The organism is Aureispira sp. CCB-E (genome assembly GCF_031326345.1).
Lineage (GTDB): Bacteria > Bacteroidota > Bacteroidia > Chitinophagales > Saprospiraceae > Aureispira.
The window spans coordinates 4653798-4671117 of record NZ_CP133671.1; the positions used below are offsets into that span (position 1 = coordinate 4653798).

10 protein-coding genes are annotated in these 17320 nt (G+C 34.8%); 7 read left to right on the plus strand and 3 right to left on the minus strand.

All coding sequences use genetic code 11. The annotated features are described in order from the left end of the window. Nucleotides 1-55 precede the first annotated feature (55 nt). On the plus strand, nt 56-1201 hold the full coding sequence (gene tcmP, locus QP953_RS18025) for a three-Cys-motif partner protein TcmP (RefSeq protein WP_309552222.1): 1146 nt from the start codon (nt 56-58) through the stop codon (nt 1199-1201). Between the two features lie 136 nt (nt 1202-1337). After that, nucleotides 1338-2150: a lysophospholipid acyltransferase family protein gene (locus QP953_RS18030; RefSeq protein ID WP_052594243.1), complete on the plus strand. Its 813-nt coding sequence runs from the start codon at nt 1338-1340 to the stop codon at nt 2148-2150. A 62-nt stretch (nt 2151-2212) separates the two neighbouring features. Here QP953_RS18030 and QP953_RS18035 read toward each other — a convergent pair whose 3' ends face one another. Further along, nucleotides 2213-3832, minus strand: a complete 1620-nt coding sequence (locus tag QP953_RS18035) for a LamG-like jellyroll fold domain-containing protein (protein ID WP_309552224.1) — start codon at nt 3830-3832, stop codon at nt 2213-2215. Nucleotides 3833-4110: 278 nt separating this feature from the next. Between QP953_RS18035 and QP953_RS18040 the strand changes: the two genes are divergently transcribed. After that, complete coding sequence (locus QP953_RS18040) at nt 4111-4863, plus strand: LytTR family DNA-binding domain-containing protein (RefSeq protein WP_052594247.1); 753 nt, start codon at nt 4111-4113, stop codon at nt 4861-4863. Between the two features lie 53 nt (nt 4864-4916). Here QP953_RS18040 and QP953_RS18045 read toward each other — a convergent pair whose 3' ends face one another. Further along, nucleotides 4917-7910 carry a histidine kinase gene (locus QP953_RS18045; RefSeq protein ID WP_309552226.1) on the minus strand — a complete coding sequence of 998 codons (2994 nt, stop codon included), beginning with the start codon at nt 7908-7910 and terminating at the stop codon, nt 4917-4919. Nucleotides 7911-8306: 396 nt separating this feature from the next. Between QP953_RS18045 and QP953_RS18050 the strand changes: the two genes are divergently transcribed. Further along, nucleotides 8307-9974, plus strand: coding sequence for a S8 family serine peptidase (locus QP953_RS18050; protein ID WP_309552228.1), 1668 nt, complete (start codon nt 8307-8309; stop codon nt 9972-9974). A 78-nt stretch (nt 9975-10052) separates the two neighbouring features. Here QP953_RS18050 and QP953_RS18055 read toward each other — a convergent pair whose 3' ends face one another. Continuing rightward, nucleotides 10053-10691, minus strand: a complete 639-nt coding sequence (locus QP953_RS18055) for a hypothetical protein (protein WP_309552230.1) — start codon at nt 10689-10691, stop codon at nt 10053-10055. A gap of 348 nt (nt 10692-11039) precedes the next feature. Between QP953_RS18055 and aspS the strand changes: the two genes are divergently transcribed. The 3 genes from aspS to QP953_RS18070 all read left to right on the plus strand — a co-directional run bounded on the left by aspS (nt 11040) and on the right by QP953_RS18070 (nt 17241). Next, nucleotides 11040-12812, plus strand: a complete 1773-nt coding sequence (aspS, locus tag QP953_RS18060; protein WP_309552232.1) for an aspartate--tRNA ligase — start codon at nt 11040-11042, stop codon at nt 12810-12812. Nucleotides 12813-13111: 299 nt separating this feature from the next. Beyond that, entirely contained in the window at nt 13112-14605 is a 1494-nt protein-coding gene (locus tag QP953_RS18065; protein ID WP_309552234.1) for a T9SS type A sorting domain-containing protein, read from the plus strand. A gap of 875 nt (nt 14606-15480) precedes the next feature. Continuing rightward, complete coding sequence (locus QP953_RS18070; RefSeq protein ID WP_052594261.1) at nt 15481-17241, plus strand: hypothetical protein; 1761 nt, start codon at nt 15481-15483, stop codon at nt 17239-17241. Nucleotides 17242-17320: the final 79 nt, after the last annotated feature.

Genomic DNA, 17320 nt, shown 5'->3' on the forward strand with positions numbered 1-17320 from the left:
GGCAGTATGTTTCACTGCTTTATTCTTTTCGATACTAGCAATACATTATTATACTATGGCAACATCTATTTATCATACTAATCCTAAGAATGAACATGAGGTGCGTTCAAATATTGTCTTAAAGTATTTCTCAAAATGGTCAAAACAATTAGTTGCTACCATTAAACAGGAAAACTTAGAAGAAAAATTTGCCTTTGTTGACTTTGCGGCAGGATGGGGTATTGATAACAATGATCCAACAACAACATCCATCGTTACTCAAGTCTTAACATTAGCTGCTAAAAATCGACTTACTAGAGAGATGTTATCAGTCATAATCAATGACAAACAAGAAGAAAAAATAGCCGCAATTACAGAATCCATTACACAAATTAATCTGATTGAAACCTTCACGTTTCCTCCTTTTCTGAATTTTTCAGAGGTGGACGATAGCGTGTTAGGAAGCCTTTCTAGCATCAAAACACTTCCAACATTAGCCTTAATTGACTTGTGGAACTACGAAGGGGTGAACTGGAATTTAGTCCAAAACTTAGTGCAACATGGCAATGCGGATTGTTTGCTGTTGCTAGATTATCAAGCAATATATAAATCTATTCATAAAAAAAAGAAAGAGACTGCTCTACTCCAAATGTTTGGGCAAAGACAGGCAGATCAATTGCAAATAGCATTCAAGGATAAACCTGCTCCCCACCAAAAAGAACGATTAATTTTGAATGCATTTGAACAATGCTTAGACACCATTACATCCTCAGATTGGATGTCTCCACTTCGCTACAAGTTTTACAATACTAAAAACAAAACAAGCCACTTTTTATTTTTTCTTACTAAAAACAAGGACAACCATAGTCTCATGAGAGAAATATTTCGGATAGAGAGCCAAATTATAGAAGATGGTATTGGCAATTTGGAATTTAATCCCAACAACGGTCCTCAAAGAAAAATTACAAGCCAAACGCTTTTTGGTTCTATGTTTAATCTAGAACAAGATTTATTACGCACCTACAAATCACAAACACTTCAAATTATTGATATTTATGAGAACCATCATTCAGGAAAAGCCTTGGTCAAAAAAAACTATATTGATGCCTTATTAAATTTGGAACGTAAAAATAAAATTACAGTAACTCGAAAACGTCAGCGAATGCGACCTCTAAATGATTCGGGGCTTAATGATAGTATTTTTGTCTCTTTTAACAAGTAGTTTTTTGTTAATCTACATGATTTCTATTTACCTTCGTGTTATTCTAAAACCTACCTGTTCACTCTATTAATATGCTGTATCCATCAACTACCTAGTTTACATAGCTTTTCGTTTTTTAGTACTTCTTTTCAAATGGATGCCATTTTGGTTTTTGTATCGATTGTCTGACGTGACTTATTGGATTGTGTACAAAATAATTGGTTATCGAAAAAAGGTTGTTCGGCAAAATTTAGCCAATGCCTTTCCACAAAAAACGACCGCTGAACGCATTCTAATTGAGAAAAAGTTTTACCGTCATCTTTTTGACATACTCCTAGAAGGACTTAAAGGGTTTACACTTTCTATGGAGGAATTGCAAAAGCGGCAACAATTTATGACGCCAGAATTGCCTCAACAAATCATTGACAAAGGCAAATCTGCTATTATTGTTGGAGGGCACTATGGCAACTGGGAATGGGGTGGAATGATTGCCTCTACTCATACTAGTTCTGATGTTGTTATTCTCTACGCTCCTATTAAAAATTCTTATATTGATCAGTACGTCAAGGCTTCCCGTAGTTTGTACAATACGTATTTTTGGTCTAGCCCCAAAGCTCCGAGAGCATTCAAAGCTTATCAAGATCAAGTCGCAACTTTTGTTTTGATTGCTGACCAATCTCCTAGCAACCCTAAGCGAGCTCACTGGCTTTCTTTTTTAAATCAGGACACTCCCTTTTTAAAAGGACCAGCATCTTATGCTTTTAACTATGATATCCCTTTGCTTTTCATAGATTTTGAACGAATCAAAAGAGGCTACTACACCATGACAATATCAGTCATTACAGAAACTCCTCGAAACTACACTCCTGAAGAATTAACGACTATGTACGCTCAAAAATTAGAAGCTGCGATCATCAAATGTCCTGAATTATGGCTCTGGTCTCATAGAAGATGGAAACACAGTAGATAACAAAACAGCTTTCTCTAGAAGAAAAAGCTGCTGGTTATCTCATGGATTTTTATTTTTCCTACCTACTTAACAAATTTTCGAGTTATTACTTGTCCTTCCTTATTCAACAATCGAACAAAATAAATCCCTGTTTGTAGGTTTCTACCATCTATTGAGTGACTTGTTTCATTTATATCCTCTTGATACAATATTTGTCCACTTACATTGATGATTTGCACTTGACCATTCCACCTTTCTTCTAACTCAATATTAACGACATCTTGTACTGGATTGGGATATATTTTACAAGCAATAGAAGTTTTGGGAATTGTATGACTAGTTGAAAGTGGATACAAGGTTGTGATTTCTGCAGCACTTAATCCTCTACAATAAAAACGGACATCATCCAAACGACCACTTAATTCACGGTAAATTATTGGACCAGGATTGTAAATAGAACCTAATGTCCAAAAACTAGGAAAATTCATATTCGTATTACTTATTGCATCAGTTCCTACCAAAACATTGTCAACATACAATTTGAGTGTGTCATTAGCTCTAACAGCTACAACATGATGCCATTCACTGGTTGTTTGCGCAGAAGAATTTACAGTAGCAATGGATGTTGAGGAGGTGCGCAAAACGCAAACAAATTCTCCCGATCCATTCACTCCCATATCAACCCCACCTTGTTCTGCGCCTGTTGCTGTATGTCTTGAGGTAACAAAGTATTGAAAATTTTGAGAGGTATTGAATGAATCAACATTGACCCAATAAGAAATGCTAAAATCATTGTTTGGGTTAATTATTGGATGTGGGATATAAGTCGCTTGATCTGACCCTACACCTGCTATTTTCAGAGCATTGTTTGAATTTCCATATCTATCATTCCCAAACGTTGCCCCATCCAAAACAGCATCTCGATTGCCCTTCTGATCCTCGGCACTATTGTTATCAAAAGTATATTGAGCTACTAAACAACTTGTTGTATCAATTTGGTAATACAAATCAGAGATAGCAGTAGCCGATAATGTATCTCGATAAATGCTCACATCATCTATTTTTCCTTTAAAATGATTGTTAGAAACTATATTACCTCCAATTTCGAATGGTCGACCAGACACTTCCAACACCTGTTCATTTGAATTGCTATAACTTGTTGTTGAAATTAAAACATTGTCAAAATACATTTTTAATACTTGATCAACTGCATTATGAACCACTGCTAAGTGATGCCAGCCTACTGTTAAATTAGGCGAAGACAAAATTCTAGAAACAGGCATAATGTCTCCTTTGTGCAAAAATTTAATTGTATTTCCATTTCCTCCAAATTGTATATCTGATGTAACAGATAGATTGTATTGATTATATGGACTATTCGGATTTCTTTTAACTAAAATAGTCCCAATATTTTGTCCTAAGGTATCCTCTATATACACCCAAGTAGACAGGGTGTAACTGCCATTGAATCTAAATTCTGACGAATCTCCAAAATCAATATAATCGTCTATACCATCAAATTGATAGGCAGCATTGGGATTACCAAAACGATCTTCGGTCAGTACAGCCCCATAGACCGTACCATCATTATTTCCTATATTGTCATTGGCATTGCCTGTAAAGGAGTACGAAGAAGTTGCTGTTTGTGCAAACGCAAGAATAGACATGACTACAAAATAGGTTGTTAGGAACGCTTTTTTCATGTAAATTTAATTTTGAACTCTAAATAAGTTACTACATGGTAGTTATTATTCTTTTCTGTAGAGCTTTGTGTTAATTAATCATTGTTAGTTGAGTGGATTCTTTTACAAATTTAAGGCATCCTACTTGAGATTAATTTGTCAATTGCTGAATTGTAAATTTCAACTTCTGAATTGCACTCTTTTTAAGTTAAATGGGAAAAACTAATCTTTAAAATAAAAAAAAAGAGGCCTTTTTATTATTTTTGATTTCCCAACCAAATCATTCATCAACCCACATTATGAAAGCAGTCATTATTGACGATGAGTCAAAAGCAAGACATCTCTTATCGACCATTCTAACAGATTATTGCCCTCAAATTACACATATTGAAGAAGCCGCCAGCTTGATGGACGGCGTCCAACTGATTAGAACCTCTAAACCAAACCTTGTTTTTTTAGATATCGAAATGCCTGACTATTTAGGAATCGAAATTGGAGATTTTTTAGACGCTCATGAAATGACGTTTCATCTAATTTTCACAACAGCTTATAGCGAATATGCTATTAAAGCATTTGAGGTTAATGCCGTAGACTATTTGTTAAAACCCATTCGCCCCAAACAGATTAAAAATGCTTTAAATAAAATAGAACAAAGATCTCAATACAATACTATTGCCCAACAACTGACTACTTTGAAAGAGTCCATCCAAGACAATGCTTTCAAAAAAATTGCCGTTCCTGTCTCTTCTGGAATTTTGTTTGTAGACATCGAGGATATTATTTGCATGGAAGCTGATGGCATGTATACAAAATTGCATACTAATTCTAGTGGCACTCAAATTATTTCCAAACCTTTAAAGTATTTTGTAGAAATGTTGAGCCACAACGAGCATTTTTATCGAACACATCGTTCCTTTTTAATCAACATTCGCTTTGTACGACAATACATCAAAAAAGATGGTCATAGCATTTTGTTAGAAAAAAATATAGAAACACCACTTTCTAGAGATAAAAAAGAACCTTTTTTGGAGATCATCAATCGAATGACTTAAGTTTGAACTCTAACCACATTGTTGTAATATTTCATTGTGTACCAACAAATCAACTACATTTTTATAGGAATACTTATCCGAACTTCTGTTCCTAGTGGCTCTCCATTATCATCAACCAAATCAATAATTTTAGCTTTGATAGAGTTGGGTTGCCCATAATTCAGCAGTTCTAACCTAGAGTTATTGGCGACCGTAGCAAAAGATTTGTGCCGATTCATTCTTTGCTTGGTATACCGAGCTGCCGCAGCTCGACCAATGCCATTGTCTCGAATAATAGCTAAAATAGAGTTGGTGCTATCTTGCTCAAAAACTATTTCAAGTTGCTTAGCGCCCTTCTTTCGAAATAAACCATGCTTAATAGCATTCTCAACATAAGGCTGTACCAGCATCGTTGGAATTTCGATGTTATAACTATCTATAGTGTCAGCAAACCTGATGGAGTAACTAAAATCTTCCTCCATCCTAACAGCTTCCAATTCTAGGTAAAGTTGAAGAGAATCAACTTCTTCTTTTAGAGAGAGTTGCCCTTCTTGGCTATGATTTAGATATAGACGCATCAAATCAGAGAACATTCCCAAATAATCACTTGCCAACTCACGTTCATTTCGAATAATGTAGTCCTGAATGGAATTTAAAGCATTGAACATAAAATGTGGATTCAACTGTGCTTTTAGTGCTTTTAGTTCAGAAATTCGAATGTCCCTTTCCAAACGAGAACGCTCTAGTTTTTCCTTATTTTGAGCTTTTATTTTATTAATCTGAATTTTATAAATCCAACTAATGATCGCAATCACTAAAAGTATTATAACAGCAATAAACCACCCTTTCATATAAAGTGGTGTTCTAATGTGAAAGAGGACATTAATTGGTTTGGAACGTGTGCCATCTGCTTTCACAAAAACGGCTTGAAAAGTGTAGTTCCCAGGGTTTAGATCAGGATAATTCACTCTATTGCCCGCACTAGAGACATTATTCCAGCCTTTTTCCACGCCTAGCAAGCGGTATTCGTACCGAAAATCATTTTGGCTTCGGAAAGAAATTCCTCTAAATTGCAGTTTGAGTGTATTTTGATCATAAGGCAAGTCATAATGATTGTTGAGTGGATAAATAGAGTCGTTGATCATAATTTGAGTCATCTTCAGAACCGTTTGTTTGCCTCTTGCTTTTAAGTTGACAGGCATTGAAACCAACCCTTTTCTAGTCGCTATATAGATCGTATCTTTGACAAAAGCGATATCCAGTACGTTCCAAGAAGGCAAATTATTTCCTTTGTCCCAAATTTTAAGCGAATCAGACACTAGATTATACTGAAGAATACCACTCTCGCTTACAACCCATAAAATACTATCTTTAATTTTTAGCTTTTGTATTTCATTGTAAGTCTCTATTCCGTCAATTTTCACATGTTTAATAACTTTCTTATTTTGAATACAATACATACCATCTTTTAGAGTTCCTACCCAGAAAGTAGTATCATTCAATGCTTCCATGTAAGTTGCTATAATATCCTTTCCATTGTTATCTTTGACATCATACTGAATCCCATTCTCATAATACCTTAACCCTGTTGTAGTCCCTACCCAAATTGTATACTCAGGATGCCCCTGAAACAAGGTAGAATAGGTTCGTGTAGAACCTTTTGTTAGATAATAATGATTGTATTTTGATTGTTTTCGAGTTTTATATTTTTGCCACGTTTCTGTATTTTTCCAACTTAAAGGCAAGTGAACACTTCCTAAATTATTGGTATCGGCAGCATATAAAATCGCACCATGCCCCATTGCAACAATTACATTCCCCAAGGGATCAAAAGTCATGTCATATACGGCCGATCCTGCAAATTTTGTTGATTTAAATTCTTGTTTCGAAGGGTTAAAAATATGAGTTGCCAGTTCTGCGGCTATCCAATACTCATTTTTTTTATCGTTGTAAATAATAAACTGAATTCTCTTGTTAATTGGAAACGAATAATTGAACAAAATTTTACTGCGAATAGGATCCCAATAAACAATACTTCCATCGTCGTAGCCTAACAATAAATTTCCGTGATGATCCGCCTCAATTTGATAAATTGTTTTTTCCTCCGATAGCTTACTATAAATCCGCAATCCCAATTGAGGGACAAAAAACAAACCTTTTTCTAATGATCCAATCCAAAGATTTCCTTCTTGGTCAAAAAAAGAATCGCTTAGTATTTTCCCCTTAAAAAAGTGCTGTACAGTATTCGTTAATATATTCCAAATAAACAACCCTTCCGAAGTAGCCAAATAGAGCGTATGTTCATCAACAATTTTTATTTTATTGATAATCAAGTTCATTCCATATTGCTCTAAGATAGGTGGAAAGTGAATGGCTTTCACAGCTTTACCTTCTACAGCATAAACAAACGGAATTTTTACTCCATCTTTTAGAAATGATCCGTTGGAACTAGTCCAGTTTTTATCCATATATTTATTGACATAAATCAGTTCTAAAGTCTCGTTTTTCACAAAAGAAAACTTAGGATACCTTCTAGGAGTTGTTGTACTTGCTGACACATAAAAACATTCTGGACATTCAAAAGGTATTGTTTGTTCTTTTTCTTTGTAATAAGGACCTTTTAATCCATGCAAAAAAATCTTTTCGTGATTGTTCAAAAAGTAATAAATCCCCTCCGATTTTTTCAACGTTCTTTTTTTAATATCATACAGCCAAGTTTCTGATTTAGATTCAATTTTTAATACGTCTTCTTCCAAAACCAAATCTTGAATGACTCTACCACCTCTTTTTTGTTCCCATATATCTAATAAGTGAAGTTTTTCTTGTTGAATATAGTAAATTTGTCCAGCAAAATTATGACACCAAATAGTTTGGTTGGAGTCCTCATAAATCGCTGTAATAGACCTATTTCTTGCCTCTGGCACTTTATACTTTTTAAACGCAACTCCATCAAAACTAACCAAACCTTTATCACATCCTACCCAAAGCAGACCATTGCTTGCTTCTTTGATCCAGTACACTTCATCTGATGGGAGACCATCTTCAAAAGTATAGTTAAACGTGTACATAGATTGGCCTTCAAGAGCTGACGATAAAGTAGTACAAGCCCCCCATAAAATGAGCATGCATACTCTATAACAAATTATTGATTTCATATCTAGACGTTACAGTAGACTTCTGGTCTAAAAAAAGCAGCTATTCATCTGACTTTTATTTTTTTTGAGGCTTCCTATTTGAATAGTTACTTTGAGTTTAGTATTTTAGAATTAGCTGTTCAGGCTTGCATCGAATAATAAATCTTCTTTTTACAAAAAAAATGAGTTCATCTAATAAAACCAAGCAGCACTACTAAAACATATTCAATTAATTATCAAAACAATACCTTTAACACACATTTGCCCCGTTAAAAACCAATTAGAACCATCCAACGCCAGTCATTACAAAATATTATTAACACAAAGTATATGAATATTTGTACAAATATTTTATTTCTAATTCTATTTACTTTTTTATTTCAAGCAGAAACGGAAGCACAACGTAAATACAACATTTATTGGGTTAGTTTTAAAGATAAAAAAAACAATCCATATAGTATTTTTCACCCTCAAGAATATTTGTCTGCCAGGGCAATAGAGAGAAGAAATCGCTTTGGCATTGCTATTGATGAATCAGACTTACCTGTCAATCCTCAATACCTAGAACCTATTCTAATCAAAGGCTTCAAGATTCATGCTACGTCAAAATGGCTCAATGGCGTCGCAGTTATCACAGAATCGGCTAGTACAGATGTCGAAGATTTAAAAAGCTTTGAATTTGTAAAGGAGGTTTTTCCTATCGGTTATAAAAGGGAACCTCAACCACCCAAATCTATTGGGCAAAGAGAATACAAAGATTCCTACAAAACCAAAAGCAATTATTATGGTATGGGCAAAAACCAAATCAATATGCTCAAAGGGGAATATTTGCACAAAATGGGTTATGAAGGGCAAGAAATGCATATTGCGATCATGGATGGGGGCTTTGAGGGCATGCCTGAAACACCTGGTTTTGATAGCCTCTTTGTCAATCAGCAAATACTAGGCACACACGATTTTGTAGAGGGAGATGATTATGTTTTTGAGTCTTCGAGTCATGGTAGAAATGTTGCTTCTTGTATGGCTGCCAATATGCCCTATCTTTTTGTCGGAACAGCTCCCAAAGCAAAATACTACCTTTTTAAAACCGAAGATGTAAAAGGAGAATATTGGATCGAAGAATACAACTGGGTGGCAGCAATAGAACGTGCCGACCAGCTGGGTGTTGATGTCGTCAATTCTTCCTTGGGATATTATGATTTTGATGATAATGACATGGACTATGGTTATGTAGATATTGATGGTAAAACATCTGCTATGACTAAAGCGGCAAGTTTTGCAGCTCAAAAAGGCATGTTGGTAGTAACTAGTGCTGGTAATGAGGGAAATGACAAATGGAAACACATTACCGTTCCTGGGGACGCAGACAGCGTGTTAACTGTTGGTGCCGTTGACAGAGACGGCTATCATGCTAAGTTTAGTTCCTATGGTTTTGAAGAAAAACCTATTATCAAACCCAATGTCGTAGCAAGAGGCGCCATTGCTGTGGTAGCAGCTAAAAAACGTTACGATACTAGCTATAGCAATGGAACCTCCTTTTCTGCTCCTATTATGGCAGGTATGGTCAGCTCCTTATGGCAAGCATTTCCAGAACACAACAACATGGAAATTATTCATACCCTAGAAGAACATGGACATTACAAAGATAAGCCAGATAACGCTTATGGCTATGGAGTACCTGACTTTTGGGCAGCTTACAAAAGTCTTCGAAAATCTGTGGTTGAGCTGCAACCCAAACAAGCCTATTATTATCATCTTACTAATGTAAAAGATCACTTAGATATTTTTATGTCGAATGTCAGTGCTTATAAAGCACAGGTTAGCTTACACAATACCGTAGGCAAGTTACTACATCAAGAAACTACTATTTTTAAGACAAAATTTGACAAACTACTTTGGTATCAAACTGTTCCAAACTGGAAAGATCTTCCTGATGGTGTTTATTTTGTAACGATTGAATTGGACGGCTTTGTACAGCGTATTTTGATTACTAAATAATTCTTCACGCTAATAGAATATTAAATCATCTCGTTGAAGCATGCGTTCAACGAGATGATTTATTTAGCACTAATACAATCATTCGTGTTCAATAGGAACTTCCCAGTTTTCAATATTTTGAGCTAGCAAGAAACCAATTTCAAAAAGCTCCATAAAGTAGTTTTTGCTTTTTCTAAACCATAAGGGATCCAACGTAGTCTCATAACGTATCCGATCTTTTAGAACAGTATATAACGAACAATAATTAATTTGGGCTAGCATTTTTTCTTGAATCGGTAAACTCAATATATCTGCATAAGCATAACGATGATTGCACCAAAGGGTAAACGTTTTATCAAATTCTTTATGGTATACTCTTGTTTTAGCCCCTCCAAAAAGACGACTTATTTTCTGTCCCAACGTAGCTTTCTCTAATGTTAATTTGATGTTGTTTGTGTTTTTTAGAAAGTAGAAAAACCTTATTTTCCAAATATACATATGTGGAAAATCGGCTTCTTGGTTTAGAGGGTTTTCATTATAAAGAGCTCCATTAAGCTCTTTTTTAAGTTCTAAAATAACCTTAAAAGCAATCGACGCCCTTTCTCCAGTTATTATTTTACGGTCCAATAATTCCGACTTTTTATCTTCTATGACCATGCTGTTGGGGTCCAATCCCCATGTTAACAACTCTTGGTATAAAATATCTCCAATCGCATTAAATTCTCGCTCTTTATTCATGCTTTTTATTTTAACTTCAATACAAGTTTCTTACCCTACCAACATCAAAACTTTATAAAATCGTTCACAAAATAGCTACAGTCGATTTATTTTTTAGTTTTTTGTCTTCCTTTTGGAACAAGGATTCTAATTAGAATTTTGGTTTGCTCCAAACAAATCGTTACTTTCGCAAGTCTCACAATCAAATTTATATTGATTAAAGAGTTACTAATTTGAAGTTGACTACTTAAATATAGAGTACTTCGTGTTTTTGGGTTATCACAAAAACAAAAAAATAAATATCATGAAGTATTGCTAGTATCTTAGTTATACTAAAACAATAAAAATTAATACAACAAATAACAAACAATGTATAGAACGCACAATTGTGGCGCACTCCGCATAGAGCATGTTGGTCAAAAGGTGACGCTATCTGGCTGGTTGAACAAAAATCGTGATTATGGATCCATGACATTCATCGACTTACGAGATCGTTATGGTATTACACAATTGGTATTTAACACACAAACTAACGAAGAGTTATATAATGATGCCAAAAAATTGGGTCGTGAATATGTTTTGCGTATAGAAGGTGAGGTAGCAGAGCGTTCAAACAAGAATCCTAAAATTCCTACTGGTGAGATTGAAATTCTAGTAGAAAAATTAGAAGTATTAAACGAATCATTGACACCTCCATTTACAATCGATGAAGAAACAGACGGTGGAGAAGAAATTCGTATGAAATACCGTTACTTGGATTTGCGTCGTCGCCCTGTTCAAGAAAACTTGTTCTTTAGATCAAAAGTGGCTATTGAGACACGTAAATACTTATCTGATAATGGATTTATTGAGGTAGAAACACCTGTATTGATCAAAAGTACTCCAGAAGGTGCTAGAGATTTTGTTGTTCCTAGCCGTATGAACAAAGGGCAATTTTATGCCTTGCCACAATCGCCTCAAACCTTCAAGCAGTTATTGATGGTTTCTGGTTTTGACAAATACTTTCAATTGGTCAAATGTTTTCGTGACGAAGACTTGCGAGCGGATCGCCAACCAGAATTTACACAAATTGATTGCGAAATGTCTTTTGTCACCCAAGAAGAAATTTTACAAACCTTTGAGGGCTTGACCAAATACTTGTTCAAAGAATGTTTAGGAGTTGACCTGCCAACCTTCCCTCGCATGACCTATGATGAAGCACTAAAACGCTATGGTTCTGATAAACCAGATACACGTTTTGGGATGGAATTTGTTGAGTTTAATGATGTCGCTCAAGGTCATGGTTTCCCTGTATTTGACAGTGCAGAATTGGTAGTTGGTATTTGTGCTAGAGGACAAGCTGACCAGTATTCTAACAAAGACATAAAGAAGCTAACGGAATGGATGCAACGCCCACAAATTGGCGCCAAAGGTTTGGTCTATGTAAAATATAACTTAGATGGCTCCATTAAATCATCTGTTGGTAAATTTTACACCGATGCGCAACTGATGAGTTGGTTAGAAAAAGCAGGTGCTCAAAAGGGTGATATGCTTTTAATTCTTTCAGGTGAAACGGACAAAGTTCGAGATCAGTTAAATAGCCTGCGTTTAGAAATGGGTGATCGTATGGGATTGCGTTCGGGTGGTTTCAATCCTCTGTGGGTTGTTGATTTTCCTTTGTTGGAATGGGACGAAGACTCAGAACGTTTTCACGCTATGCACCATCCTTTCACCTCTCCTAAAAAGAACGATATCGAACGCATGTTGACTGGAGATCATGATACGATGAAAGCTTTGCGTGCTGATGCTTATGACTTGGTTATTAATGGCTGGGAAATAGGTGGTGGTTCTATTCGTATTTTTGATCGAGAGTTGCAAGCCAAAAACTTTAAATTACTAGGCTTTACAGAGGCAGAAGCAGAAGAACAATTTGGTTTCTTGATGGGAGCATTCGAATATGGTGCCCCTCCTCACGGTGGAATTGCCTTTGGTTTTGACCGACTTTGTTCCATTATGAAAGGCGCAGGTTCTATTCGTGACTTTATTGCTTTCCCTAAAAACAATCAAGGGCGTGATGTTATGATTGACGCACCTGCTACCATTGACGAAACACAACTAGATGAGCTAGGGATTGCTTTGTTGAAAGAGCAAACAGAAGCTTAATAAAATTAATATTTTTTTTTAAACCTATCAAGTTGGCTTGATAGGTTTTTTTTATTCTCTTTAAAAAGTTAAAGGACTTGAATCATACTAAAAAATAACTTATATTTATAGGAGAGTTCATTTTAATTCTAGCTAAAAATCCCCACATAATCATTTTCAGAAACATGTAATTGGGGCTATCAAAATTCCAAAGGATAGTACTAATAACATGTTAGAAACTGAATAATTTTTATTGTTATTTTTAATACTGTTACTACATGGTTTTAACCAACTATTGTAATATCTAAAGCTAAATTAAAATGAAAAAAACATTCCTATTTTTACTAATTTTAGTAACCTTCAAACATGCCTATGCTCAAAACTATGCCTTGATATCCCCCACTCAGGAGAAACACTTCAGGCATGTGAACAACTACAATATTGGTAGTCTTACAACCATAGAATCAATTCGAATTGACTCTACCAATAACTTGGGCAATCATACCTTTTATCGAAATCACCAAGTACTAACCCAAACTTCTTACACAGGGTCTTGCCAAATTATGGTACACGACTCATCTTGGGTCGGGCACCAAATTTTAGCTTATCCCAATGGAGATTATTTGTTTTTTAATCGCCACAACGACAGTATTCTAATAAAAACAATGGCGAACACCAACGATACATGGCGGCTCTACACCTTCCCCAATCAAGATTATATTGAAGCCAAGGTGGTTGGTGTTGTTAATAGCTCCATTTTGGGAACAATGGACAGCGTTAAAACCATTCAACTTCAAGTAAAAAATAGTTCCAATAACAATATTAATAACCCTTTTAACCAAAAAGAAATTAAATTTTCTAAGAACTATGGTTTAGTTAGCTTTTATGCCATGCCCAATTTTCCACTTGATACAAACAGTTATCATTTAGTAGGAAGTAGTGCACCTGACTTGGGTACTGTCAATGTAACAGCTAGTGATATTTTTAATTATGATATTGGCGATATTTTTCACATAAAAGACTACTACCAGAGTTCTTCTGCACCTTGGGAATATAACTATAAAAATATTCGTAAAGTTGTCTTAGACAAAGTTGTTTCAAACAATCAAGATACGTTAACTTATACGATGGCTCGTTGCCAAAATCGTTATCATAGCCAAAGCATGAGTGCTACGCCAGACACCACCATAACGGTCGATACCATTGTTGAAACGATTATCCTTTCTGAACATACCTACCTAAATCAGCTTTCTAATGAAATACGCTCAGATTCTATGAGTTATTCAACTTTCTTAATAGATCCTCCAACCAATAGAAGATCGAAGCGAGTAGACAAACAATACTATCGAGTTGGTCCCAATTGTTGGTCAGAACTAATTGGTTCTTTTGCCACCTATCACACCTATATCGAAGGGCTTGGTGGCGGATACTTTGTTAATTATGGAACTGTTTTGGGGGTACAAAAATATGAATTGGTCTACTTCTCTAAAAGTGGTACGACTTGGGGCACTCCCCTAAATATTGATTGTACAGTTAATACATCTACCTCTAAACTAGCAGCGTCCTCTAATGATATCCTAGTGTATCCTGTTCCCGCTTCTGATAAAGTAACAATCGAAATTCAAAACTTTTCTCAATATAAGAATTGGAGTCTAGAGTTATACGATACTACAGGAAAAATGCTCCGATCTAACTCAATAACTAGCCGTTCTATTGTATTACAAAAATTGGATTTGCCCAATGGCATTTACTTTTATAAAATTCAGAACGAAGACATAGCCCACTCTTATACTGGTAAGCTTATTTTTAGGTAGAACACATCCTCTAGTAGTTAGCTTTACTGCTACTTCGTGGTCGTTGAAACCACGCAGTAGCAGTAAAGCTAACTATTGATCCTCTACATCATTCATTTTATAAAAATCCCATTGGGCAATTGCTTAATGGGATTTTTAATTGTCTCAAAGAGATATTTTTCACTCTACGTTATAGAGTAATTGTGCCAATTATATCCAAAATCGCTCTTTGCCATTTTTCCTCAATAATTTTAAGATATATTTAATAAGTCTTAAAAACGCCTATTTCGTATAGCCACAAACGCCTCATTATACGAAACTTATACTTACACCTCAAATAACCAATGCCCAAATAGGTTGTATTTTTTTAGACTATCAATATTAAGACTAATTATAAATAATAAAAAATAACTTCTAAAATCCTTTATAAATAATTGATTTAAACTAACTTAATTATTTTTTTTATATTAAAAGTATATTTTAAAATCACTAATACTACTCCTTTAGTTTTAACAATTTCGCAATTCAAAAGTTGTTCAAAACTTTCCTTCTATAGGCTAGAAGTTCTATGCTTTCCAAATGTTAACAAAACAACATCCATCTCCTAATTTTCTCTTCATTTTTTGCTCTCAAAATTGCTGTCAATAGCTTGGCTTTAAATTTGACAAATTCTAATACCGGTATATGAACAGCTCTATTTTGAACTAAAAATCAATCAATTACACATAGTTCAAAAAAGAGAGATAGACAAAAATTTTTGGGACATGGTTTTGACTTTGTGTTTTCGTACAAAACTGAAGTTTTAGTTGTAGCTGACAAAGGTTTTGTCGTGTGGAGGAGAAGCACACGTTGCAGAGAAATAAGCTCATGTTTATCATTAAGGAAACAATTTTAGTATGCAATTAACTTCTGAAGAGTTAAAGAATTTATCGTCTTTACTTTTGAGTACTGACGATAATAATACACAAATTGCTTTTGAAATTCTGGATGCCCAGAATTTTCCAAAAGAGCTTTTAACAGAAGCTTTCGTTGTCTTCAAGTTATCGGAAAATGAAGCTTTAAAACGAAAAGCAGCTGAGTTTTTACACCAACAAAAATTTAATTTTATTTCTGAGATTATGAACAGCGATCGACGCCTTATTCAAAAGGGGCAAGTTGTTCCTACAGAACAAACCATTAAAAAAAATATTGATGCCTATGTAAAAATGAGTAAAGGAGCATTGGATGGAATGAAAATGGCACTGGCCATGTATCACAAATATGGTGTCGGGCTAAAATACCTGCTAGATCGCCTACCTACCAAGCTTAAAAAAGAACTACTAAGTACATTTATTACAGGTACGGTCTTTAAGATTAATGACTGCGCTTTGACTGCCTTTCCTAGTGAATTATACAGCTTCAAAGAGTTAACGGAAATTGACTTAAGCAGTAATAAAATCAAGACAATACCAACCAAAATTAAACTTTTTCAAAATCTAGAGATCTTAAATGTCTCTAGTAATAAATTGGACAAACTGAACGAAGCTATTGTTCTCTTGCCTAAGCTAAAACATTTGGATATTTCTAACAATAAATTTGTAGAGTTTCCAATGGTCATTTGCAAACTAAAACAGTTGGAACACCTAAATATCATGGATCTCAACCACTTGCTATTGGGAGAAGGTATTGTTGTTCCGCCAGAGATTAATCAACTTAAAAACATCCAGACAATTATTGCTTGTAATGACAATTCAGGCTCTTCTCAAGGTTTGGTTTTGGATTTGAGGGATTATCCTAATTTCACTGTTTTGAGAAGCAAAGACGGAAAAGGGCTCGATTTAACGCCTTTGGCTTTAGCAGAATATGCTTATCGAACAAACGGTAAGAGTGAAGGCGTACTCTATTTGTTTCAACACAGTCAAGATAGCAAACTTATCAAGCAAATTATCGAAGAACAATTTTACGTTCCAGAAAAAAAGTTGCTTGATTTAAAATCAACTATTTTGGTTCAGTTTCCGATAGAAATTAAAGATTACGATATTGAGCACATCAATTTTAGCGCTTGTTTTCTTGGAATTGAGCACTATGCTAGTAGTACTTCTAATACGTATAAGAAGTCGGCTTTGCGAAACCAAGAAGCTATTGACGATTTATTTTCTCCTTTGGAAAAGTTTAAGGATATTAAAACGGCGGACTTGTCTAGCAATCGCTTGGCGCATATCCCTACAATGATTAAAAATTGGAAAAAGCTAACTTATTTGGATTTATCTCATAATACGTTAAATAATATTGATAATCTATTGAGTAACTATCCTGACTTAGAGGTATTGCACTTGCGGTATAATCAACTAAAAAAACTTCCTAAAGATGTTGTTCGATTAAGGAAGCTCCGTATTCTTAGTCTTAGTGATAATATTTTTACTGAGATTCCTAAGGAAATTGGTTTCTTACCCACTTTGGAAGAATTAAAATTTAATAGTTGTTTACAGACTGTTTATGACAATGATGCCACTATATTTGAAATCCCCGATTCGTGGGGTAATTTAAAAAATCTAAAGAAGATACATTTTTATGAAAGTAGAATGTTTCACGATCACCACGGTTTCAAAAAAATATATAAAAACCGTTTAGAAGAGTTGCTTCCAGAAGATTGCGAAATCTATATGGAATATGTTTAGGTAAATAGGTCGAAGGTTGGAGGCTAAAGGTTTGTTCATATACTCCTAGTCTCTGACCTTTGACCTACTTATTCTACCC

What these genes read in the sequence shown, in the direction of transcription:
- tcmP (WP_309552222.1), top strand. Translation starts at nt 56, where the DNA reads ATGGCAACATCTATTTATCATACTAATCCTAAGAATGAACATGAGGTG.
- QP953_RS18030 (WP_052594243.1), top strand. Translation starts at nt 1,338, where the DNA reads ATGCCATTTTGGTTTTTGTATCGATTGTCTGACGTGACTTATTGGATT.
- QP953_RS18035 (WP_309552224.1), bottom strand. Translation starts at nt 3,832, where the DNA reads ATGAAAAAAGCGTTCCTAACAACCTATTTTGTAGTCATGTCTATTCTT.
- QP953_RS18040 (WP_052594247.1), top strand. Translation starts at nt 4,111, where the DNA reads ATGAAAGCAGTCATTATTGACGATGAGTCAAAAGCAAGACATCTCTTA.
- QP953_RS18045 (WP_309552226.1), bottom strand. Translation starts at nt 7,910, where the DNA reads ATGTACACGTTTAACTATACTTTTGAAGATGGTCTCCCATCAGATGAA.
- QP953_RS18050 (WP_309552228.1), top strand. Translation starts at nt 8,307, where the DNA reads ATGAATATTTGTACAAATATTTTATTTCTAATTCTATTTACTTTTTTA.
- QP953_RS18055 (WP_309552230.1), bottom strand. Translation starts at nt 10,691, where the DNA reads ATGAATAAAGAGCGAGAATTTAATGCGATTGGAGATATTTTATACCAA.
- aspS (WP_309552232.1), top strand. Translation starts at nt 11,040, where the DNA reads ATGTATAGAACGCACAATTGTGGCGCACTCCGCATAGAGCATGTTGGT.
- QP953_RS18065 (WP_309552234.1), top strand. Translation starts at nt 13,112, where the DNA reads ATGAAAAAAACATTCCTATTTTTACTAATTTTAGTAACCTTCAAACAT.
- QP953_RS18070 (WP_052594261.1), top strand. Translation starts at nt 15,481, where the DNA reads ATGCAATTAACTTCTGAAGAGTTAAAGAATTTATCGTCTTTACTTTTG.